Below are 20,617 nucleotides of genomic sequence, written 5' to 3'. Positions count from 1 at the left end.
CCGTCAGAATTCCATCGGCTGAATCACTACCGAGTGCCAGCCGGTCGAGTAGGTCTCGAACCCCGGGGCCTGGGCGTGTCCGATGCACGAGCGGCGACCGTCGATCTCGCAGACCGCAAAGTTCTTCTTTTCGCTGAGGAGTTCGGGCAAGTGGGGAATCGACAGCTTTCCCTGCAGTTGCTTGCCGAACGAATCGGCCAGCAGGTGGCCCGACTCGTCGATGATCGCGCTGCGCGTGGCGGCTCGTTCGTCCTCGGCGACGGGCACCTGCTTGAGGATCGTCTGAGCAAGCCCCTCCCAGTTGAAGACGATCCCCAGCACGCCGATCAACTCGCCGTCGGCCCGACCTTCCGCGCGGACGCCGCACGAGTAAACCAGCGCCAATTGATTGTCGACCAACGGCGAGGCGTGAGCGCCCTGAAAACCGAATTCGTCGCCGCTGTGGGTGGCCGTCGCGGCGCGGAACCAGGGAGCGTGCGATTGATCGCTGCCGACGCTGGCGTACTGACGCGGCCGGCCGTTGGCGACCACCCGCCCCTTGAGATCGCACAGCACCAAGTCGTAGTAGACCGTGTACGCGCTGAGGATGACCCCCATGCGCTGACTTGCAAAGGCCCGGGCCGAGTCGTCGGCCTCGGGGCACAAGGCGTCGACCAAGCTGCTGTCGGTCGCCCACCAGCGGACGTCGCAGGTCCGCTCGTACAGGTTGCGATCGATTAGGTCGATGTTCACCAGCGCCAGGTCGGACAGTCGGGTCCCGCGGACCCGATTGCCGATGACGTCGACGAGTTCGTCGATCGTGCGGCGGGTCGTGCTGGCCAATTCGTGAGCCGCCTCGGAGGTCTTGCCTGAGAGGGTTTGCATCTCTTGGGCGACGACGCTGAAGGCGGCGCCGGCTTGTCCGGCGCGGGCGGCCTCGATCCGAGCGTTCAAAGCCAGCAATTGGATGTCGCTGTTGATGTCGTTGATCTCGCCGATGGCGTTGGCCATCGTCGCATTGAGATCGTGCACCAAGGCAGAGACGCTCTTGGTTTCGTCGTTCGCGGCGACGCTTGCTTCGGGAGCGGCGACGGACATGGTCAGGCCTCCGAGATTCAGGCCGCAAGGGGGGAGTCGGCTGGCCATCGATCGGCCGCGGCAGAAAGCGGTCTGTCAGCCCCTGCCGGACAGGGTCGCCCGGGGGACTCAGATAGATACAATGCGGGTTGCCGCGAGGCGGCCCGTCGGCACGAAAGCGATGGCATTTCTTCCCAGCCTGTTATCCGACCGTGCGGATTGGTTCGATTGCGCCGGCGACTTCGCGCCTTGCTCGGAGCGACCCTGGGGCGAGACCGCGAGCGATCCCCTCAGGGGGCGGATCGAGGGCGAACCTGCCAAGCATCGACAGACTCCGCTGACTTCCTTCAACGAACCCGGCCTGCCATGATCCAATCGCTCATTCCCCGCTTTGGCGAACCCGTGAAGCTGGCCGACTACGACCCTCGCCGTGTCGACGGGGAGTGGGACAAGAAGTCGGCCGAGGAGCAGATCGCGAAGAACACCGAGGCGAGTCGTGAACTGGCCTACCGGCTGTACGCCGAGGATCGTCGCGCGCTGCTCTTGGTGCTGCAAGGGATGGACACCTCGGGCAAGGACGGCACGATCCGCACGGTGATGACCGGCATTAATCCGCAGACGTTCCAGATCACCGCGTTCAAGCAGCCGAGCGAAGAGGAACTCGATCACGATTTCCTGTGGCGAATCCACAAGGCCGTGCCGCGTCGCGGGCATGTCGGGGTGTTCAACCGCTCGCAGTACGAGGACGTGTTGGTGGTGCGGGTCCGCAACTTGGTTCCGGAAAGCGAATGGAAGTCGCGCTACCGGCGGATCAACGAGTTCGAGGAACTGCTCGTCGACGGCGGGGTGACGCTGGTGAAGTGTTTCCTTCACATCAGCAAGGACGAGCAACGCGAGCGGCTGCAAGCACGGCTCGACGATCCGAGCAAACGGTGGAAGTTCAGCAAAGGGGACCTCGCCGAGCGGACGCTGTGGGACGACTACCAACAGGCCTACGAGGCGGTCCTTTCCAAGTGCAACACGCCGCTCGTCCCGTGGTACGTCGTCCCCTCGGACCGCAAATGGTATCGCAATCTGGTCGTCAGCCAGATCTTTCGCGAGACGCTGGAAAAGATGGACCCGCAGATCCCGCCCCCCGAAGAAGGGCTCGACGGAATTGTCGTCGAGTAAGCGAACCTATGCCGAGCGCTCACGGAGCATTCTGCTCGGCGAGCCTGCCGGTGCGCGGCGGCTCCGCTTCACGGCTTCACGGGTTGCGACTTGAGCCTAATTCGCCGAGGGGTCGCCCGGCGTCGCGTCGGGAATCAGGTGACGCCGCAGATACGACGCCCGCTCGATGCGTCGATCGGACTGATCCAGTTCCATCCCGGCGAGTTTCTGCAGGTGAGCCGGCTGCGTGTGGAGCAAGAGCTTGTTGATCGTCGGGATCGACAGGTCGCCGATCAGCCCCAGGTTCACGCCCATCCGCACGCTCGACAACAGGTGCATCGACTCCTCGGAGCTGATCGTCTGCGCCGTGCGGAGGATGCCGTACGCCCGGCTGACCCGGTCATGGAGCGTCTCGTGACTTTCGCGAACCAGGAAGTCGCGAGCCTGCCGTTCGTAGTCGATCAGCACCGGCACGACGTCGGCCACCTTCTTGGCCAGCTCGTCCTCGGTCTGGCCGAGCGTGAGTTGATTGCTGATTTGATAAAAGTCGCCGGTCGCCTGCGACCCCTCGCCGTACAACCCGCGGACGGCGAGGTTGATTTTCTGCAGGCTCTTGAACACCTTCTCGATCTGGCGCGTAATCACTAGCGCCGGCAGGTGAAGCATGACGCTCACCCGCAGCCCGGTGCCGACGTTCGTCGGGCAGGCGGTCAGGTACCCCAGCCGGTCGTTGAAGGCGTAGGTGACCTGCTCCTCGATGAGATCGTCAAGCTGGTCGGCCTGCTCCCAGGCGGTCTGCAGGTCAAGCCCGCTTCGCATCACCTGGATCCGCAGGTGATCCTCCTCGTTGATCATCACGCTGTACCGTTCGGCCCGATCGATGACGGCCGCCCGAGCGCTCTCGCTCTCGGCGTGCTCGCGGCTGATGAGCTGTCGCTCGACAAGAAAACTGCGATCCAGCTCCGGCAGTTCGCCGACGTTGACGTACTCCATGTCGGCCGGGGCTCGGCCGCTGGCCTGCAGGGCGTCGAGCTGGCCGTGGAGGATCTTTTCGATCTCCGCCCGATCGGCGACCGTCGCCCGCGAGATGAACGGGAAATCAGCCAGATTCCGCGCCAGTCGGACGCGGCTGCTGATGACGATGTCGGATTGCGGGCCCGAGCCTCGCAGCCATTCGCCGGTCGATTGGGCCAGTTCGTCGAGGTTCATAAGGCAATGCGGCGGGAACTGGCGCTGGGGAAGAACTGCCGAGGCACTGAGGTCACGGAGAACAAATGCTCGCTCGAAGCAGCGACGACGAGCGAAGCGCAACCGGACGATTCGACCAGCCCGGCTCGCCAGCGTTCGTCTCGCCGTTCAACTCCGTGCGTTTCGCGCCTCCGATGTCCTGTCACTCTGAAACAACTTCTCTCTGCGATTACTCGCTCGCGGGTCGAACGTTCACTTCAATCTCGCGGATCTGGTCGCGCAGTTCTGAAGCCCGTTCGTAGTTCTCGGCGCTGACCGCGTCTTTCATCTCGCGCCGCAGACGGATGAGCTGCGTCTGTTCGTCGGCGCCGCGGGGGCAGCGTTTGGGGCTCTTGCCGATGTGCTGGGTCTGGTCGTGGATATTGAGCAGCAGCGGCTCGAGTTCCTTCTCGAAGAACACGTAATCGTGCGGGCATCCCAGCCGCCCCTGCTTGCGGAACTGCAAGAACGTGATGCCGCACACCGGGCACGCCCGCTGGTCGAGCCGCGCCAGTTCGTCGGCCGTTTCGCCGACCGCCAGATGCTGAGCCAGCAGCCCGGCCATGGCCGGCATGACCTCAGCGGCTTCCTCAGGGGTCGGCGTCAGGAACGCCTGGGCGCATTGCTCGCATAGATGGACTTCGCTCACCCCGCCGATCAAGTCGGTGATGTGAAACGTGGCGGCGCGGTCGCATTTTTGGCATTTCATGATAACGCGAGCAGACGAAGGAGCCGGACTAGCCGCGGATCGAAGGGCGCACAGGTTGCGACCGATGCGAGCAACCGGGACCGGCCGCGCCGCGGCGACCCTCAAGCCGTAGGGGATTCTAGCCGTGCCCCAGGGAGTGTCAAGCTGACCGCGAACGATGCTAAGCCGTTGACGGCCAACAAGTTCAGTCGCGCACGCTCGCGCCGTTGTGACCCCGCGCCAGCAGTGATAGAGTGGGCTTTGGCCCGCCTTGGGGCGAGCTGCCGATCACCTTGCCGCGAAGCGTCGTGTCCGCCGTCAACCGGCGGCGGCAGTCCTCGTTGCATGGCGGTTGAGAGTCGCTCGCATTCGCTCGCCGATTCGCCTCCCAGTTCCCCGGACCCGGCATGTCCCATCTTCCGTCCGCTGACTGCTTCGCCTCGCTCGCGGCGGAATACGACTTCGTGCCGGTCTACCGCACCCTCGTCAGCGACGCCCTGACCCCCGTGCTGGCGTTTCGCAAGCTCGACCGCGGCGGCGCGGCGGGGCTGTTCGAGAGCGTCATCGGCGGCGAAAAGGTCGGTCGCTACAGCTTCATCGCCTGCGAGCCGTTCCTGATGGTCGAAGCCCGGGGTTGCGAGGTGACGATCCGTCGTCGCCCGACGGGGCCAGCCACAGGCGCCAAAGCCCCCGAGCAACCGGTCGAGAGCTGGCTGGCCGAGCGCCGCACGGTCGACAACCCGCTGGAGACGCTGCGCGAGCTGGTCGGCGCACTGAGCGTGGCTCACCTCGCGGAGCTCCCCCCCTTCATCGGCGGGGCGGTCGGCTACGCGGGGTACGACACGGTCCGCTACGTCGAGCGCCTTCCCGACGCCCCCCGTGACGACCGCGGGCTCCCCGACCTGGCGTTCGGACTGTTCGATCACATGGTCGTGTTCGACAACGTGGCCAAGACGCTGCACGCAATCGTGCTGGCCGACGTCCGCGGCGCTGCGGGCGACCCCGAGAAGATCGAGGCGGCTCGCCGCGAGGCCGCCGCCCGGGTCGACGCGTACGTTGCGGTCCTGTCGGCCCCGGGCGCGGCGCTTCCGCTGGCCGACATCGCCCCCGGGGCGGAACTGACTCTTAAACCCCGCTCGAACCAAACGCAGGCCGAGTTCGAGGGGGCGGTCCGCAAGTGCGTCGAGTACATCCGCGCCGGCGACATTTTCCAGGTCGTCATCAGCCAGCGGATGGAGGTCGACTTCGACCTGCCTCCGTTCGAGCTCTATCGCACGCTGCGGGTGGTGAACCCCAGCCCGTTCATGTTCTATCTGCGCACGCCGGCCTGCACGCTGGTCGGCAGTTCGCCGGAGATTATGGTCCGGGTGGTCGACGGGCGCGCGACCGTCCGGCCGCTCGCCGGGACCCGCCGTCGGGGCGGAACCGAGGCCGAGGACCGGGCCCTGGCCGACGAACTGATCGCCGATCCCAAGGAGCGGGCCGAGCACGTCATGTTGGTCGATCTGGGCCGTAACGACGTCGGCCGAGTCTCCAAGTTCGGCACGGTCGAGCTCTCCGACGTGATGGTCATCGAACGCTACAGCCACGTCATGCACATCACCTCGAACGTCACAGGAGACCTGCGCGACGACTGCGACGCCTTCGACGCCCTAGCCGCGTGCCTGCCCGCAGGCACCGTCTCGGGCGCCCCCAAGGTGCGGGCCATGGAGATCATCGACGAAATCGAACCGGTCCGTCGCGGCCCCTACGCCGGCGCCGTGGGCTACATTGACTTTGCCGGAAATATGGACACCTGCATCGCCCTGCGGACGGTCGTCGTGCAAAACGGCAAGGCGTACGTTCAGGCCGGCGCCGGGATCGTCGCCGACAGCGACCCTGCCAGCGAGTACCAGGAGACCCTCAACAAGGCCCGCGGATTGCTGACCGCGATCGAGCTCACGCAACGCCGGGCCCTGGGCGACTCCTGAGCGTCCAAAGCGACAACGAAGACGCATTGATCACAAGGCGCCTGAAACGAGCTGCCGGAGGAGGCCGGCGGAGTTTTCGCGTCCGGACCGCCGATCCGTTGCCTCGGACCGGGCCAGCCGTCAAAGTTCCTATTCGTTCCAGCCGACTGTGACGCCCTCCGTGACTTTGTGGATGCCTTGCGGCCCCCCTCGCCCATGAAATCGCTCGCCGGCAAGTTTCTGGTCGCGTCGCCTCATTTGAAGGACCCGAATTTTGCGCGCACGGTCGTACTCATGCTCCGTCACAATGAGGACGGGGCCCTGGGAGTCGTCCTCAACCGCCCAGGCGACAAGACGGTCCGCGAGGTGTGGGAGCTGATCGACGCCGCCGAGGTCGACTGCGACGACGACATGTATCTCGGCGGGCCGGTGCCGGGGCCGCTCATCGCGATTCACGACCAGCCCGATCTGGCCGACGAGGAGGTTCTGCCCGGGGTCTTCATGTCGATGCAGCGCGATCCCATCGACGCGCTTGTGCGCACCCCTTCTGCCGAGTTTCGCCTGTTCAGCGGTCACAGCGGCTGGGGGGGCGGGCAACTCGAAGGGGAGCTTGAACTCGGGGGCTGGCTCGTCGACTCGGCCAGCGCCGAAGAAGTCTTCGGCGACTTCGAATCGCTGTGGCGCAACGTCTGTAAACGCATCGGCCGCAACATCGCGGCGCCGGGGATCAACCCGGAGGCAATTCCCGAGGATCCCGAGTTGAATTGAGCGGGCCGGCGCCTGCCGTCAGTCGCCGGGGTCGCCGTCCACGGGCTCACCTGCGGGGCGTGGCGTCGCCAACCTTGCAAGCGTTTGTCGCACCTCGTCCATGCCGAGTCCTTGGTCGTGGATGAACGAACTGAAGCGCGTGGTTGCAGGCGTGTCGGCAGGGAGATTGAATTCGCGGCGCAGCGTGTCGACCGAAACGCCCGCGGCGCCTGCGGCCTCGGCGAGGGTGTTGCGCCCGCGGAGGTCGGCGAAGGCCTGCGATTTTTGATCGGCGCCGTGCGACGAGTCCGAGGCTGGCGCGGGTTGCGGCGAAGCTGAAGCGTCTGACTCCGACGAAGGGGCCGGGGCGAGAGCGCCGCGGGTCGTCACGTCGGTCGCCGTAACGAACGGGAGCACGCCCAGGGCGACGACGCCTACGAGACCGGCGAGGCCGAGACCGAACCTCATGCCCGACGCTCCGGACTTCTTTCCCCGCAGCATCGCGACGATCCACTTCCAGTGCAGCGCGAGGTGAACGGCCAGGATGGCCAGCAACACCAGCGCGATCCCGTAGTGGAGCTCGCCCCACTGGTGTCGGTCGAAGCCCCAGAGGAGATCGACCTCGCGCTCCGCGGAACCGCGGCCCCCGCGACCGCCGTGCAGGCCGCCGCTGCCGGGGGGGAGCCGATACTCCAGCACGAGTCCCGTTGCGATCAGGGCCACGAAATTGACGTACGCCACGCCATCGACGAGGGCGTTCCAGTGGGGAGCGCGCATTGCTGGCTTCCTCTCGAAAGAGGCGTTGCGCGGCAACTCCGACGCCGGGAGTGAAAAGACAACCTTTCCCAGGAGAGGGCAATTCACGGACCGCAAACGGGGGGGGCGTGCAAGATCGCCGATCGCCGCCCGCGCGCCGTCAACTCGCCTAGCCGGACCGCGTGACGGTCCGGCTAAGATGTGCCGTCGCGGCGCCGGGGTGTGCCGATACGGATCACTCTTCGCGGTAGGTTGCGTAGCACTTCGGCGTTTCCCACAGCAGCACCTCGACGATCGGGGCCGGCAGGGCGAGCTTGTTGCTTTCCTGGAAGATGTGCTTGGCGATGTTCTCCGCCGTGGGGTTCTCGTCGAACAGGTACAGCGGTTCGCCCATTTGCTGCAGGATCGAGACGACTGGGTCTTCGCGATGGAGCAGCATCCGGTGATCGAGGTTGACGTCGATCCAGGTGCTGACCGCCTCCTTGATGTCCGAGAAGTCGACGACCATCCCCCGATCGTCGAGCGAAGTCCCCTCGATCGTAATGACCGCCTTGCCATTGTGTCCGTGGAGATGCCGGCACTTGCCGGCGTAGTTCAGCAAGCGGTGGCCGTAGCAGAATTCGATTTCGCGAGTGACGCGGAACAGTTCGGGCATGGAAGTGATCCGAGAAAAACTGGCAGGCAGTTGAAAAAGGGGTCTGGATTGCGGGCCCTTGGGATTCGGCCGGCGAAACTCAAAACGCCGCGCGCGAGCCTGGCTCCTTGTTCCACCGCGGTTTGGAGAGCAGGGTCGAAGCGAGCGGAGCCCCCGACCCTGTCGCAAGCTATCACAACTTTCCCCGGGCGACAAAGCGCCCGGCTTGTCATGGCCTGCTGGGGCATTGATACTGTGGGGCCGCCGCGGGCGTTAGCGTTCGCCGCGGGCGGGGACGCCGCGGCTCGCTGCCGCGACGGTCCTTCCCCCTTCCGCCTTTCCTTTCCCGCTTCGCTATGAATCACGCCGCCCGTCGCGACAAACTCCGCAAGTTGCTCAAGAAGGAGCAGCTTGACGCCCTGCTGGTGACCAACTTTCTGAACGTCACCTATCTGACCGGGTTTACGGGGGACGACAGCTATCTCGTCCTCACGGCGACCGACGCGATCATCGTCAGCGACATGCGCTACGACCAGCAACTCGGGGACGAGTGCCCCGACTGCGAACTGGTGATCCGCGGCCCGGGGACGAAGATCCTCGATTTCGTCGTGAAGACGGTCGAGAAGGTCCGCGCCCGGCGGCTGGGGATCGAGGGGGACTCGATGTCGGTGAGCCTGCGCGACTCGGTGGCCGAGGCTCTCCCCAAGGCGACGCTCGTCCCCACCAGCGGCTGGGTCGAGGAGCTGCGGGCGATCAAGGACAAGGACGAGATCGACCGGACCCGTAAGGCGTGCGAGCAGGCCCGGCGGGCGTTCGAGGTCGTCCGCGCCGGAATGACCCCTGAAACGACCGAGAACCAGATCGCCGCGGATTTGGAGTATCAGGTCCGGCGGTTCGGGGCCAAGGGGCTGTCGTTCACGCCGATCGTGGGGGTCGGCGAGCGGGGCGCCCTGCCGCACGGCAAGCCGACCGACAAGCGGGTCGGCGAGGCCGATTTCATCCTCATCGACTGGGGCGCCAACGAGGGGCTCTACATGAGCGACCTCACCCGGGTGTTGGCTACGGGGAAAATTTCCCCGAAGCTCCGCAAGCTGTACGACGTGGTCCTGGCCGCCCAACTCGCCGGGATCGCGGCGATTCGCCCCGGGGCGACCTGCGAGGCGGTCGACGCCGCCGCCCGCGGAGTGATCGAAAAAGCGGGCTACGGCAAGCACTTCGGGCATGGCCTGGGGCACGGCACGGGATTGGAAATTCACGAGGCCCCGCGGCTCGCCAGGGGGCAGAAAACCGAGCTCAAGCCGGGTATGATCGTCACCGTGGAGCCCGGCATTTACTTCCCCGAGTGGGGCGGAATCCGCATCGAGGACGACATTCTCGTGACCCGCGACGGCCACGAGATCCTCACCTCGGTCCCGAAAGAACTGGATCAATGCGTCGTGGGGTGAGTGGAAGAGGGTGATTGGCGACAGGCGACCGAAACCAATCGCCAGCCGCCAGTCGTCATCCTCCCGCCGCTCCCGGCGTCGCCATCGCATTCCCAAGGCCCTTTCCATGGCTGACAAGACCCCGCCTTCCAACGACGTGTTCGAAGTGGCCCGCGTGCGGCAGTTGGTCGAGCTCATGAACGAGTTCGACATGGCCGAGGTGAATCTCCGGCAAGGAGACCAGCGGATCCACTTGCGCAAGAAACAAGACGTGATCGCGTCGATGGCCCCGCTGGCGGTCTCGGCTCCCTCTCCGGCGCCGGTCACGGCCCCGACGGCTGCCGCTCCCCCGGCGGCGCCGGCCCCTGCGGCGGACGCGACCTACATCACCAGCCCGATGGTCGGCACGTTCTACGCCGCCCCGAACCCCGACTCGCCCACGTTCGTCAAGGTCGGCGATCGCGTCGGGCCCGAGACCGTGGTCTGCATCATCGAGGCGATGAAGGTCTTCAACGAGATCCCCGCCGAGTGCAGCGGCAAGATCACGGCCGTGCTCGTCGAAGCGGGCGCCCCCGTCGAGTACGGGCAGAAGTTGTTCCAAATCGAGAAGTGATCGTCGCGGACTTCCGCCCTTCGCGCCGCACCGGCGGCCGAGTCTGCGAACCGGCGCTCGGTCTCGCGGTCTTCCTCGCCACGCTCCTGGTCACGCATCAGTCGCCATGTTTCAACGCATTTTGATCGCCAACCGGGGCGAGATCGCGCTGCGGATCATCCGCGCCTGCAAAGAACTGGGGATCGAAACGGTCGCCATCTTCAGCGAGGCGGATCGCGGCTCGGCCTATCTCGATCTCGCCGACGAGGCGTACTGCGTCGGGCCCCCCAAGGCGGCCGACAGCTACCTGCGGATCGCCAACGTGATCAGCGCCGCCGAGGTGGGAAACGTCCAGGCGATCCACCCGGGTTACGGTTTCTTGGCTGAGAACGCCCACTTCAACGAAATTTGCCGCAGTTGCAACATCGACTTCATCGGCCCGATGCCCGAGGCGATGGCCCAACTGGGGGACAAGAACGCCGCCCGGGCCCTGGCCAAGCGGGCCAAGGTGCCGGTCGTCCCCGGGAGCGACGGGATCATCGAGAGCGCTGAGCAAGCCCTCAAGTTCGCCCACGAGGTCGGTTTCCCGGTGCTTATCAAGGCGGTCGCCGGCGGCGGCGGGCGCGGGATGCGCGTCGCGGCCAACGATCTCTCGCTCAAGAGCTCGCTCCAGCAGGCCCAGGCCGAGGCCCTCGCCGCGTTCGGCAACGGCGCCGTGTACCTGGAGAAGTACGTCGAACAACCGCGGCACGTCGAGGTGCAGGTCATCGCCGACCATCACGGCAACGCGGTCCATCTGTGGGAGCGCGACTGCTCGGTCCAGCGACGTCACCAGAAACTGATCGAAGAGAGCCCCAGCTCGAGCATCACTCCCGAGGCCCGCGCTGCGATGTGCGAAGCGGCCCGCCGGCTAATCCTCGAGGCCAACTACACGAACGCCGCGACGGTCGAATTTATCGTCGACAAGGACGGCAATTATTACTTCATCGAGGTCAACGCGCGGATCCAGGTCGAGCATCCGGTGACCGAAATGGTCACCGGCATCGATCTGATCAAGCAGCAAATTCTGGTCGCCTCGGGCGAACCGCTGCCGTTCACCCAGCACGACGTGGTGCAGCGCGGGCACGCGATCGAGTGCCGCATCAACGCCGAGGACCCCAAGCGCAACTTCCAGCCCTCGCCCGGGCGGATCGAGCGGATGATCGTCCCCGGCGGTTACGGCGTGCGGTTCGACTCGCACGCTCATAGCGGGTACGTCGTGCCTCCGTATTACGACTCGATGATCGGCAAGCTGATCGTCCACCAGCCGACCCGAACCGAGGCGATCGCCACGATGCAGCGGGCCCTGGCCGAGTTGCGCGTCGAGGGGATCAAGACCGTGATCCCGCTCCACCAGGAGATCCTCGGGCACAGTGCCTTCGTCGAGGGTCGGATCGACACGACGTTCGTCGAGCGGACGTTCTTGCCGGGCTGACGCCATGGCTGCGCCGGCGGATGAGGGGACGCTCCGACCTCGAGTTCTTTGCGGCAGCGGGGAGTCCGGCGTGGCGGTTGCCGCAAGCCGCAGCCATGCTTCGGCTTGGGCCTCGCACTCCCCAATCAGCCCGAGCAAGGCGTCCGAAGGGATTTCAGAACGCATTTCCCCCCACGGTTCCAAGGTCCCGGAATTCCCTGTCCCCCAGGGCCCGTTCCCAGTTGGCGCCCTCGCGTTTAGAATGGCGGCTCGCCCCGGCCAGGGGCGTCCCCGCCCGGGCCCTGCCGAGTTCGCGACCCGTGCGAACCGGCCCTGCCAGCCAGCCCGGCCTGCATCACGATGATTGTCTGCCCGAGAGTCTAGAGAGTTCGCCATGGCCGAAAATACGCTGTCACGTCCCCCGAAGATGCCCCACAATTTTCGTCGGGCGGCGATTTTGTTCGCCGGCGGTCCCGCCCCCGGGGCCAACGCCGTCATCTCGGCCGCGGCGGTGTCGTTTCTCCGCAACGAGATCGAAGTCGTCGGCGTGAAGCACGGCTACTCGAATCTCATGGAGTTCTCCTCGACGCGCCCGCTTGTCGAGGGGCAAGACTACGTGATGCTCGACCACCGCTGGCTCCGTCGCACCCGCAACTCGCAAGGGATCATGATCGGCACCGCCCGGGCGAATCCCGGCAAGAACGTGTCGCATCCCTCGCATTTGAGCGATCCCGAACGAGTCGCTCCCCTCAAGACGGTGTACGAGGCGCTCCGTTCGATTGGAGTCGACCTGCTGGTGTCGATCGGCGGCGACGACACCTTGAAGACCGCCAACAAGTTCAAGCTGTACCAAGACAGTCTGCCGCTGGACGCCCACCGCATCCCGGTGGTCCACCTCCCCAAGACGATCGACAACGACTACCGCGGCATCGATTTTACGTTCGGCTACTTCACGGCGGTCGACTTTCTGGCGACCGAGGTCCGCAATATGCTGGCCGACGCCGAGGCGAATCGCAGCTACTTCCTCGCCGAGAGCATGGGCCGCAGCGCCGGCTGGTTGGCCTACGGCGTGGCGATCGCCGGCGAGGCAAGCCTGGTGGTCAGCGTCGAGGACGTCGTCGGCAAGTACCGCGGCACGGAGGAGCGGATCGACCCCGCTACGGGCGAAAAGTCGACCCGCACCGTGATGAAGCTCGACGAGGTGATCACCCGCATCGTCGCCACGATCACCGCCCGCGAACGCGAAGGGAAGGAATACGGGGTGATCGTCATCGCCGAGGGGTTGGCCGAATATCTTCCCTCCCAGTATCTGGAAGGAATCTCGCGCGACGATCACGGCCATATCAACATCTCGGCCGTGAATCTGCACGACCTGTTCGCCGAGTTGATCGCCAAGGAATACAACCGCCAGACGGGCAAGAAGCGCAAGGTGACTGCGGTGCAACTCGGCTACGAGGCCCGCTGCGCCAAGCCCCATGCGTTCGACGTCATGCTGGGGAGCCAGTTGGGCGTCGGCGCCTACCGAGCCCTTGTCGAGAAGCGGCTCAACGGCGTGATGGTCAGCGTCAGCGGCCAGTTGAAGCTCGAGTACGTGCCGTTCGAGGAGTTGGTCGACCCCGAGACGCTGGTGACGGTGGTCCGCTACATCGAGCGGGACAGCGACTTCCAGAAGCTCACCCGGTTCCTGGAAACGTACGTCAACGAAGGGGACAGCGGCGGCCCCAACTGAGCCGAGCCCCCCTGAGCACCGCTATTCCGACCTCCCTCCCCGAGCACCCCGCGCGCCCGTCCCGCTCAAGCACTTTGCAGACTGCACTTTGCCGTCTGCTGTTCCCACCCGCCTTCCTCCCTCCCCCCTTCCGCCTTCCATGGGCTTCCCCTCGCCCTTCTATCGCTGGCGTCCCCACCCCTGGCATGGACTCGACGTGGGGCCCGATCCCCCGTCGATCGTGCACGCCTACATCGAGCTGACTCCGTTCGATCGAATCAAGTACGAACTCGACAAGAAGACCGGGTACCTGCGCGTCGACCGCCCCAATCGGACGTCGTCGTTCTGCCCGACGCTGTACGGGTTCGTCCCCCGCACCTACTGCGGCAACCGGGTCAAGGACCTCATTCCCGGCGCCAAGACGGGGGACGGCGACCCGCTGGACATCTGCGTTATCAGCGAACGGCCGATCCAGAACAGCGAAATCATCCTCAAGGCCCGCGTCGTCGGCGTCCTGCCGATGCTCGACAACGACGAGGCCGACCACAAGATCGTCGCCGTGTTGGAAAACGACAACATGTGGCACGAGGTCAAGGACGTCGCCGATCTGCCCAAGGTGATGGTCGACCGCCTGCGGCACTACTTCAGCACCTACAAGATGCTGACCCCCGAGGACGCCAAGGTCGACATCTCCGCGGCCATGGGCAGGGAAGAAGCCGAGAAGGTCGTCCAGGCGGCAATCGCCGATTACGTGGAACACTTCGGCGAGTGAGCGGAACCGACGAGTCTTCGTCTTGTGATCGACCGCGCGGGATGCCGCTCGCCCTACGTGCTGAGCGTCCCCTTCGTGCTCGGCACGCCCGGCATCCGGGGGTCGAGTTCGACCGCCATGCGAAACGCCCGGGCTACGGCTTTGAAGGTCGCCTCGGCGATGTGATGGCTGTTGCGGCCGTAGTGCAACAGCACGTGCAGGTTGCATAGGCAGTTCGCGGCCGTCGCCTGCCAGAAGTCTTCCAGCAGCTCCGCGTCGAAATCGCCGATCTTCTGCGACGGAGTGGGGGCGTTGTAGGCGAGCGCGTACCGCCCGCTCAGGTCCACCGCGACCGTCGCCAGCGTCTCTTCCATCGGCAGCGTGAAGTGGCCGTAGCGGCGGATCCCTGCCTTGTCCCCCAGGGCTTGTCGGAAGGCCTGACCGAGGCAGATCCCCGTGTCCTCGACCGTGTGGTGTTGATCGACGTGCAGATCGCCGACGGCGCGGACCCTCAGATCGAACGCCCCGTGCTTGGCGAACAGGACGAGCATGTGGTCGAAAAAGCCGATCCCCGTCGCGACGTCGGCCTGACCTGCACCGTCAAGCGCCAGCTCGAGCTCGATCTGCGTTTCAGCCGTTTGACGGTTGACGGAAGCGGTGCGCGGCATAGCGATCCGGAACGAACGTGACGACGTGCGAACCCAAAGTTCGGCGGAAGAGTCGGACCGCCACGCGGCCCGGAGTCCCCTCGGTTCTCATCCACTCGATCGTATCACGGACGCGTGCCGCAGGGAGCCGGTTCGCGGGCGGCGGATTCGGAAGAATCGGCCGCCCCGACCGCGGAATCGGTGCAAGCGGCAGATTTGCGGGAGAAGCGGGCCGGGGCGCACAGCCGCAAGCGCCGGAGTGAGCGGCGGCGGGGCGTTGCCGGGGGTCCCTCAGCCCCCTACGAATCAGGCCCAGTCCAGCCCGGTGGCGATTCGCAGGCGTTCCTCGAAAGCGCCCAGGAGGCCGCCGACGACCTCCCAACCGTCGTGCCGGCGGACCTCGATGTCCCCCTCGTGGTTGACGCGGACGATCGTGCCGTCCTCGACCCGGGCCTGATCCAGTTCGTCGGCGCTCAGTTCGTCGTCGTGCAGGATGTCGCGCAACGTGGCGCCGGTCAACTCGATGAAGCTCATGGCTCGGTCGTCCTCGCAGCCGGACGGGCGGAAACTCGACTCCGCCACGATACTCGCGCGTGGGCGGTTTGTCCAACTGCCTGCTGCGCGCTACAGCGTCCAGTCGGGCGCTTTGGCGCGCACGAGCTCGGTCAGCCGGAGCAGCGTCGCCACGTCGAGCTGTTCGGTCCGCACGTCGTCGGCGAACTCCATTTCGGCCAAGATTTCGTCGACTTCGGCCTTGTCGAGATGCCGCTTCATGGCCGCGACGACGTTGGCCCGCAGAAACTTGCGGCGATGGATGAAGATCGCCTTGGTGAATTGGTGAAAGTAATGCAGGTCGGGCACGGCTGCGCGCTTCGCCTCGTTGACCGCGATGCGGATGATCGCCGAGTCAACCTTCGGCGCAGGCCAGAAGACCGACGGCCCCATGATCCGCACGATCTCGGCGTCGGCCTGGCATTGCATCCAGACGCTGAGCCCGCTGTAGTCCTTCGACCACGGCGACGCGACGATGCGGTCGGCCAATTCCTTCTGGATCGTCGCGGTCATCGAGTAGGGGACGTGCTCGCACGACAGCAGGTTGCTGAGCACCGGCGTGGCGATGTTATACGGCAGGTTGGCGACCAGCTTGAACCGCCGGTCGGGGGCCTCGGCCAGCCGTTGGCCGACGGCTTCCATAACCGCCGGGTGGAAGCGGTTCTTGTTGTGCAGCGCGTCAAGCTTGAGCATGGTCACGTTGTCGAAATCGAGCAACAGCTCGCTCGCCAACTCGAACAAGTGGCCGTCGATCTCCACCGTGACGACTGCGGCGGCCTGACGGGCCATCTTCGCGGTCAGGGCGCCGGTGCCGGTCCCCACTTCGAGCACGACGTCGCGTTTGTCGAGCTGCGCCGCGTCGACGATCAACTGCTGCAGATTCAGATCAATGAGAAAGTTCTGTCCGTGCCGCGTCGCCGGGGCGATCCCCATCTCGCGGAACCGCTGCATCAGAAAGGTCTTGGTCTGGCGCGACATGGCGGCGGCGAGTGGTCAGGGGAGGGAGTTCGGAGGTCAGAGAAAGGAGGAACACGGCGCTGAGTCTGTTCGAGATCAACAATCAAACGTCACGCATCCCTGCGCCCCTGCAACTGCTTCTCGACGTACTTAGCCAGCACGTCGGTTTCCAGATTCACGGCGTCGCCGATCTGGCGAAGGCCCAGGGTCGTCGCCGCAAGGGTGTGGGGGATCAGGGCTACGCTGAACTCAGCGTCCGTCACGTCGACCAAGGTCAGGCTCACCCCGTCGACGGCCACCGAGCCCTTGCTCGCCATCTGCACGAGCAGCGCGCCCGGAGCGAAGAACCTCATCGTGCACCACTGGCCATCGTCGTGCCGCGCGGCCACGGCGCCGACCCCGTCGATATGACCGGTGACCAAGTGCCCCCCGAGTTCGTCCCCCATTCGCAGCGAGGTCTCCAGATTGACCCGGTCGCCCGGCTTCAACTGGCCGAGATTCGTGCGACGAAGCGTCTCCTCGCCGGCGTCGAACCCGAGTTCGTCCCCGGCAATCGTCACCGCCGTAAGGCAGCAGCCGTTGACCGCCACGCTGCCGCCGATCGCGGTCCGTGCGGAGACGTCGCGATCGGCGACGACCAGTCGCACCCCGGGACCGATGCGCTCGAGCGAGCGCACCTCTGCAAGACTTTGCACGAGCCCGGTGAACATCGCGTCAGCCCGCCCTTCCGTGGGCCAGCCGGCGCCAGCCGTGCCATTGCCAGCCGTGCCACAGAGCCGGGGCGATTGCATACGCCGCGCACATCACGGGGATGGCGTACCACCGCACCGCCACGAGCGTCATCACCGCGAACACGATCGCGACAAGTTGCGGAAAACTGCGCTGCCCGCGCAGCAGGTGGTTCACCAAGTGGGGGTAAGGGATCCGCGACACCATCAACAGCCCGATCGCCAGCGCCACCAGCGGCAACACCCGCTGCAGCCACCAGTCGAACTGCTCGAACAAATCCTTCCCGGCGTTGATCTCGTTGCGGAGCGTGTAGGAGAACATGGCGAAGCTGGCGATCACCGCCGCTGCCGCGGGGCTCGGCAGTCCCTCGAACCACGAGTGGTCGTCCTCCTCGTCGATCTCGACGTTGAACCGCGCCAGCCGCATTGCTGCACAACAGGCGAACAACGCCGCGATGCACCAAATCGCCTCGCGATGAACCTCGGCGAACTGGGGGCACATCTTCACCAGCAGGATCGCCGGCGCGACGCCGAAGCTCACGACGTCGCACAGACTGTCAAGCTGGGCGCCGAAATCGCTGGTGACCTTGGCGAGCCGGGCGACTTGCCCGTCGAACATGTCGAGCAACATCGCCGCGAAGATCAGCCCCCCGCACAGCATCAGGTTGTGGGTCGGGTCGACGCTGCGCAGCAACTCGCGGATCGAATCCAGCCGAGGCGAGGGCTTGGCTGCGTGGGGCGCCTCGGCGGAGTCGGTCGCCTCGATCCCCGGCGGCGCCACGAACGTCTCGTCGCCCGGCCGAGCGATTCGCGACGCGACGACGATCGCGAAGAAGCCGCACACGAGGTTGCCCAGCGTGAACAGCGTCGGAAAAACGGCGACGGCGCGGATGCGACGCATTGGGGGGGAGCGGTCGGAGGTCAGGGGGGAGAGCGCGGGACGCGATGGTGCGCGGGCTGAGCCCCTGCAGGCAGCGGGGCTTGGGACGATCAAACGAAGCGCGCCAGCACCGTCGTCCCGGCTTGCACCTTTTGGCCCACGGCGACCTCGACGCGCACCGCCTCCCGCGGGAGCACCAGTTCAGTTCGCGAACCAAGCTTGATCATACCAAACTTTTGCCCCCGCGCCAGCGGCTGCCCCGGCTTGAGCGCACACACGATACGCCGGGCGATCAGCCCCGAGATTTGCCGCACGGCCATCCGCACGTCGGGGCGAAGAGCGTCTTCCAAGCCGATCCACATATACTCGTTGCGAATCGCGCTTTCCGGGTTGATCGCGTTGAGAAACTCTCCCGGCTTGTAATCAAGCGCCGCCACGACCGCAGCCCGCGGCGAGCGGTTCACGTGGACGTTGAAGATCGACAGAAAGATCCCGACCCGTACGGCCGGCCCGTCCAGGAAGTCGTAGTGGTCGAGCTCCGTCACCTCGGCGATCGTGCCGTCGGCCGGCGAAACGATCGCGTCGGGATCGCCGGGGACGACCCGTCGCGGATCGCGAAAGAACCACAGCACCAGCCCCAGCAGCACCCCCGGCACGACCGCCGCCCAGCGCCACGGGCCGCAGCAGCAACCGGCCAGCGCCACGGTCGCCGCCAACAGCGGCCAGCCCATGAGTTGCAGCTCGGCCAATCCCCACCGCGTGAACGGCAGGTTGTCGCGCCACAAGAACGGGTCGTGTTCCGCGGGCCACCGCGCAGCGCACAGGTTCGAGCAATACTTGAGATCGCGCGGATCGAGCACCTCGTGCGGGGCGCCCTCGGTCGACCCTTCGCGCAGCGTCGCCATCCGCGCTACGTACCCGCGGCGAAAGGTCTTCAGCCACCGCCGCCGCCAGCGGCCCCAGGCAAGCTCGATCGCATAGCACTTCCCCCCGCCGGGCTGTACGCTGCGAATGTTGGCGGGGAGCGGAGCGGCAGATTCTTCCATCAATTTCAACCAGTCGGCAGGCCGACGCGCTGCAGGGAGCACGCCCCGCGTTCAATTGACTAATGTCCAAGTCCCAAATACCACTACCACGATTGAACCTCACGCCGATCACGGGTTCAACCCATTGGTCTTTGGAGTTTGGTCATTGGTCAATCATTTGAGCACCGGGCAGGTGTCGAACCACTCGCGCCCCTGGGCTTGCATCCATTCGGTGCATTCCGCGGGGCCCCAGAAGCCGGGGTCGTACATGTACAAGGTCGGGCGATCCCCCTCAGCCCACGCCTCGAGAATCGGGTCGCAGATGCTCCAGGCCGCCTCGACCTCGTCGGCGCGGGCGAACAGGCTGGCATCCCCCTCCAGCGCGTCCAAGAGCAGCCGCTCGTACGCCTCGGGCATGCTCTTGCCGCGGAACTCGCGCTGGTAGTTGAAGTCGAGATCCGTCTGCCGGATCTTCATCCCCGCGTCGGGGACCTTCGTCTCGAAGTGGAGCTGGATTCCCTCGGCCGGCTGCACCTGGATCACCAGCCGATTCCCCTCGGCCGCGGTTCGCGGCCCGTCGGCGAACAGCATGTGGGGCGGCTGGCGGAATTGAATGACGATCTGGGTCGTGCGGCAGCTCATCGCCTTGCCGCTCCGCAGGTAGAACGGCACCCCTTGCCACCGCCAATTGTGAATGCACAGCTTCACCGCCGCGAACGTGGCGGTCCGGCTGGTCGCCTCGACCCCGTCGTGCCGGCTGTAGCCGCGATACTGCCCGCGGAGCGTGTCGCGGCGAATGTCCTCGCGAGACATCGGCTTGATCGCCTGCAGGACCTTCACCTTCTCGTCACGCACGGGGTTGGCCGCGTATTTCACGGGGGCTTCCATCGCCGTGATCATCAAGAGCTGCAACAGGTGATTCTGCACCATGTCGCGCATGACGCCCGCGCGGTCGTAGTACCCGGCCCGCTTGCCGACCTCGACCTCTTCGGCCACGGTGATCTGCACGTGGTCGATGTAGTTGCGGTTCCAGATCGGCTCGAAGATCGCGTTGGCGAACCGCAGGACCATCAGGTTCTGGACCGTCTCTTTGCCGAGATAGTGGTCGATGCGATAGACCTGATGCTCGGCGAAGTGGTTGTGAACGAACTTGTTGAGCGCCTGGGCCGAGGCGAGGTCCGTGCCGAACGGTTTCTCGATGACGACCCGCCGCTTGCAGACGCCCGGTTCGCAGGCCAATCCTGCGTCGCCGAGTTGCTGGATCGCCTGCTCGTAAAACTGCGGCGCCGTCGACAGGTAATAGACGCGCGTCGCGTCGGCGCCCCCCTCGATCTCCTCGAGGAACGCCTTGAGCTTGCCGAAATCCTCGGCCACCCCGATGTCGCCGGCGTGATAGAAGACGTTCTGCGAGAACTGGTCCCACACCCCCGCGTCGAATTGCGCGCCGGCGAACTTTTCGGTCGTGGCGGTCAGCTCCTGCCGCCACGCCTCGTGCGAGAAGTCAGTGCGCGAGAACCCCACGACCCGCGTCTGGTCGGGGAGCCGCTTCTTGCGGTACAGGTTGTACAGCGCCGGGATCAGCTTGCGGCTGGTAAGATCGCCCGATGCGCCGAAGATGACGAAGGTGTGGGGCATGGCCGGAGTGTAGCACGGGTCCTCGACCCGTGTGAAAGGAAACGCGACGTAAATCTTGT

At 65.7% G+C, this 20,617-nt stretch carries 20 protein-coding genes; 8 read left to right on the top strand and 12 right to left on the bottom strand.

What is annotated here, in order from left to right; translation table 11 throughout:
* Positions 1-3 precede the first annotated feature (3 nt).
* Positions 4-1,125, bottom strand: coding sequence for a chemotaxis protein (locus KF688_01755; GenBank protein MBX3424381.1), 1,122 nt, complete (start codon positions 1,123-1,125; stop codon positions 4-6).
* A 297-nt stretch (positions 1,126-1,422) separates the two neighbouring features.
* Here KF688_01755 and KF688_01750 point away from each other — a divergent pair, with 297 nt between their 5' ends.
* A complete protein-coding gene (locus tag KF688_01750) occupies positions 1,423-2,226 on the top strand; it encodes a polyphosphate kinase 2 family protein (protein ID MBX3424380.1) in 804 nt (267 codons plus the stop codon).
* A gap of 96 nt (positions 2,227-2,322) precedes the next feature.
* Here the strand turns inward: KF688_01750 and KF688_01745 are convergent, their stop codons facing one another.
* A complete protein-coding gene (locus tag KF688_01745; GenBank protein MBX3424379.1) occupies positions 2,323-3,414 on the bottom strand; it encodes a protein arginine kinase in 1,092 nt (363 codons plus the stop codon).
* A gap of 208 nt (positions 3,415-3,622) precedes the next feature.
* Positions 3,623-4,141, bottom strand: a complete 519-nt coding sequence (locus tag KF688_01740) for a UvrB/UvrC motif-containing protein (GenBank protein ID MBX3424378.1) — start codon at positions 4,139-4,141, stop codon at positions 3,623-3,625.
* Positions 4,142-4,527: 386 nt separating this feature from the next.
* Here KF688_01740 and trpE point away from each other — a divergent pair, with 386 nt between their 5' ends.
* Together trpE and KF688_01730 are read left to right on the top strand one after the other, a co-directional pair.
* Entirely contained in the window at positions 4,528-6,090 is a 1,563-nt protein-coding gene (gene trpE / locus KF688_01735) for an anthranilate synthase component I (GenBank protein ID MBX3424377.1), read from the top strand.
* Between the two features lie 195 nt (positions 6,091-6,285).
* Entirely contained in the window at positions 6,286-6,837 is a 552-nt protein-coding gene (locus tag KF688_01730) for a YqgE/AlgH family protein (protein MBX3424376.1), read from the top strand.
* An 18-nt stretch (positions 6,838-6,855) separates the two neighbouring features.
* On the opposite strand, the gene KF688_01725 is transcribed toward KF688_01730, so the two are convergent.
* Positions 6,856-7,593 carry a DUF4405 domain-containing protein gene (locus KF688_01725; GenBank protein MBX3424375.1) on the bottom strand — a complete coding sequence of 246 codons (738 nt, stop codon included), beginning with the start codon at positions 7,591-7,593 and terminating at the stop codon, positions 6,856-6,858.
* Positions 7,594-7,807: 214 nt separating this feature from the next.
* Positions 7,808-8,227 (bottom strand): 6-carboxytetrahydropterin synthase, encoded by a 420-nt coding sequence (locus KF688_01720; GenBank protein MBX3424374.1) that lies wholly within the window; start codon positions 8,225-8,227, stop codon positions 7,808-7,810.
* A 335-nt stretch (positions 8,228-8,562) separates the two neighbouring features.
* On the opposite strand from KF688_01720, the gene KF688_01715 reads away from it, so the two are divergent.
* The 5 genes from KF688_01715 to KF688_01695 all read left to right on the top strand — a co-directional run bounded on the left by KF688_01715 (position 8,563) and on the right by KF688_01695 (position 14,155).
* Positions 8,563-9,651, top strand: a complete 1,089-nt coding sequence (locus KF688_01715) for an aminopeptidase P family protein (protein MBX3424373.1) — start codon at positions 8,563-8,565, stop codon at positions 9,649-9,651.
* Positions 9,652-9,757: 106 nt separating this feature from the next.
* Positions 9,758-10,243 carry an acetyl-CoA carboxylase biotin carboxyl carrier protein gene (gene accB, locus KF688_01710; GenBank protein ID MBX3424372.1) on the top strand — a complete coding sequence of 162 codons (486 nt, stop codon included), beginning with the start codon at positions 9,758-9,760 and terminating at the stop codon, positions 10,241-10,243.
* Positions 10,244-10,349: 106 nt separating this feature from the next.
* Entirely contained in the window at positions 10,350-11,696 is a 1,347-nt protein-coding gene (accC, locus tag KF688_01705; GenBank protein ID MBX3424371.1) for an acetyl-CoA carboxylase biotin carboxylase subunit, read from the top strand.
* Between the two features lie 373 nt (positions 11,697-12,069).
* On the top strand, positions 12,070-13,404 hold the full coding sequence (locus tag KF688_01700) for a 6-phosphofructokinase (GenBank protein MBX3424370.1): 1,335 nt from the start codon (positions 12,070-12,072) through the stop codon (positions 13,402-13,404).
* A gap of 139 nt (positions 13,405-13,543) precedes the next feature.
* Positions 13,544-14,155 (top strand): inorganic pyrophosphatase, encoded by a 612-nt coding sequence (locus KF688_01695; GenBank protein ID MBX3424369.1) that lies wholly within the window; start codon positions 13,544-13,546, stop codon positions 14,153-14,155.
* 53 nt (positions 14,156-14,208) lie between these two features.
* On the opposite strand, the gene hisB is transcribed toward KF688_01695, so the two are convergent.
* From hisB to zwf, 7 genes are all read right to left on the bottom strand, one after another.
* Entirely contained in the window at positions 14,209-14,802 is a 594-nt protein-coding gene (hisB, locus tag KF688_01690; GenBank protein ID MBX3424368.1) for an imidazoleglycerol-phosphate dehydratase HisB, read from the bottom strand.
* Between the two features lie 285 nt (positions 14,803-15,087).
* Complete coding sequence (locus KF688_01685) at positions 15,088-15,315, bottom strand: hypothetical protein (protein MBX3424367.1); 228 nt, start codon at positions 15,313-15,315, stop codon at positions 15,088-15,090.
* Positions 15,316-15,405: 90 nt separating this feature from the next.
* Positions 15,406-16,311, bottom strand: coding sequence for a ribosomal RNA small subunit methyltransferase A (rsmA, locus tag KF688_01680; protein MBX3424366.1), 906 nt, complete (start codon positions 16,309-16,311; stop codon positions 15,406-15,408).
* Between the two features lie 89 nt (positions 16,312-16,400).
* Positions 16,401-17,000, bottom strand: coding sequence for a riboflavin synthase (locus tag KF688_01675; protein MBX3424365.1), 600 nt, complete (start codon positions 16,998-17,000; stop codon positions 16,401-16,403).
* 4 nt (positions 17,001-17,004) lie between these two features.
* Positions 17,005-17,919 (bottom strand): CDP-diacylglycerol--serine O-phosphatidyltransferase, encoded by a 915-nt coding sequence (gene pssA, locus KF688_01670; protein ID MBX3424364.1) that lies wholly within the window; start codon positions 17,917-17,919, stop codon positions 17,005-17,007.
* 89 nt (positions 17,920-18,008) lie between these two features.
* Complete coding sequence (locus KF688_01665; protein MBX3424363.1) at positions 18,009-18,944, bottom strand: phosphatidylserine decarboxylase family protein; 936 nt, start codon at positions 18,942-18,944, stop codon at positions 18,009-18,011.
* 153 nt (positions 18,945-19,097) lie between these two features.
* The gene (zwf, locus tag KF688_01660) at positions 19,098-20,558 is read right to left on the bottom strand and encodes a glucose-6-phosphate dehydrogenase (protein ID MBX3424362.1); all 1,461 of its coding nucleotides are present in this window, start codon (positions 20,556-20,558) and stop codon (positions 19,098-19,100) included.
* Positions 20,559-20,617: the final 59 nt, after the last annotated feature.

It is taken from the genome of Pirellulales bacterium, assembly GCA_019636345.1.
Lineage (GTDB): Bacteria > Planctomycetota > Planctomycetia > Pirellulales > Lacipirellulaceae.
This window is presented reverse-complemented; position numbering and strand designations above follow the sequence as displayed.

Bases quoted from the DNA above. Each gene is read 5' to 3' on its own strand.
- pssA (MBX3424364.1), bottom strand. From the start codon at position 17,919: ATGCGTCGCATCCGCGCCGTCGCCGTTTTTCCGACGCTGTTCACGCTG.
- rsmA (MBX3424366.1), bottom strand. From the start codon at position 16,311: ATGTCGCGCCAGACCAAGACCTTTCTGATGCAGCGGTTCCGCGAGATG.
- KF688_01720 (MBX3424374.1), bottom strand. From the start codon at position 8,227: ATGCCCGAACTGTTCCGCGTCACTCGCGAAATCGAATTCTGCTACGGC.
- KF688_01715 (MBX3424373.1), top strand. From the start codon at position 8,563: ATGAATCACGCCGCCCGTCGCGACAAACTCCGCAAGTTGCTCAAGAAG.
- KF688_01725 (MBX3424375.1), bottom strand. From the start codon at position 7,593: ATGCGCGCTCCCCACTGGAACGCCCTCGTCGATGGCGTGGCGTACGTC.
- KF688_01745 (MBX3424379.1), bottom strand. From the start codon at position 3,414: ATGAACCTCGACGAACTGGCCCAATCGACCGGCGAATGGCTGCGAGGC.
- KF688_01750 (MBX3424380.1), top strand. From the start codon at position 1,423: ATGATCCAATCGCTCATTCCCCGCTTTGGCGAACCCGTGAAGCTGGCC.
- accC (MBX3424371.1), top strand. From the start codon at position 10,350: ATGTTTCAACGCATTTTGATCGCCAACCGGGGCGAGATCGCGCTGCGG.
- KF688_01695 (MBX3424369.1), top strand. From the start codon at position 13,544: ATGGGCTTCCCCTCGCCCTTCTATCGCTGGCGTCCCCACCCCTGGCAT.
- KF688_01685 (MBX3424367.1), bottom strand. From the start codon at position 15,315: ATGAGCTTCATCGAGTTGACCGGCGCCACGTTGCGCGACATCCTGCAC.
- KF688_01700 (MBX3424370.1), top strand. From the start codon at position 12,070: ATGGCCGAAAATACGCTGTCACGTCCCCCGAAGATGCCCCACAATTTT.
- KF688_01755 (MBX3424381.1), bottom strand. From the start codon at position 1,125: ATGGCCAGCCGACTCCCCCCTTGCGGCCTGAATCTCGGAGGCCTGACC.
- trpE (MBX3424377.1), top strand. From the start codon at position 4,528: ATGTCCCATCTTCCGTCCGCTGACTGCTTCGCCTCGCTCGCGGCGGAA.
- hisB (MBX3424368.1), bottom strand. From the start codon at position 14,802: ATGCCGCGCACCGCTTCCGTCAACCGTCAAACGGCTGAAACGCAGATC.
- zwf (MBX3424362.1), bottom strand. From the start codon at position 20,558: ATGCCCCACACCTTCGTCATCTTCGGCGCATCGGGCGATCTTACCAGC.
- KF688_01665 (MBX3424363.1), bottom strand. From the start codon at position 18,944: ATGGAAGAATCTGCCGCTCCGCTCCCCGCCAACATTCGCAGCGTACAG.
- KF688_01730 (MBX3424376.1), top strand. From the start codon at position 6,286: ATGAAATCGCTCGCCGGCAAGTTTCTGGTCGCGTCGCCTCATTTGAAG.
- KF688_01675 (MBX3424365.1), bottom strand. From the start codon at position 17,000: ATGTTCACCGGGCTCGTGCAAAGTCTTGCAGAGGTGCGCTCGCTCGAG.
- KF688_01740 (MBX3424378.1), bottom strand. From the start codon at position 4,141: ATGAAATGCCAAAAATGCGACCGCGCCGCCACGTTTCACATCACCGAC.
- accB (MBX3424372.1), top strand. From the start codon at position 9,758: ATGGCTGACAAGACCCCGCCTTCCAACGACGTGTTCGAAGTGGCCCGC.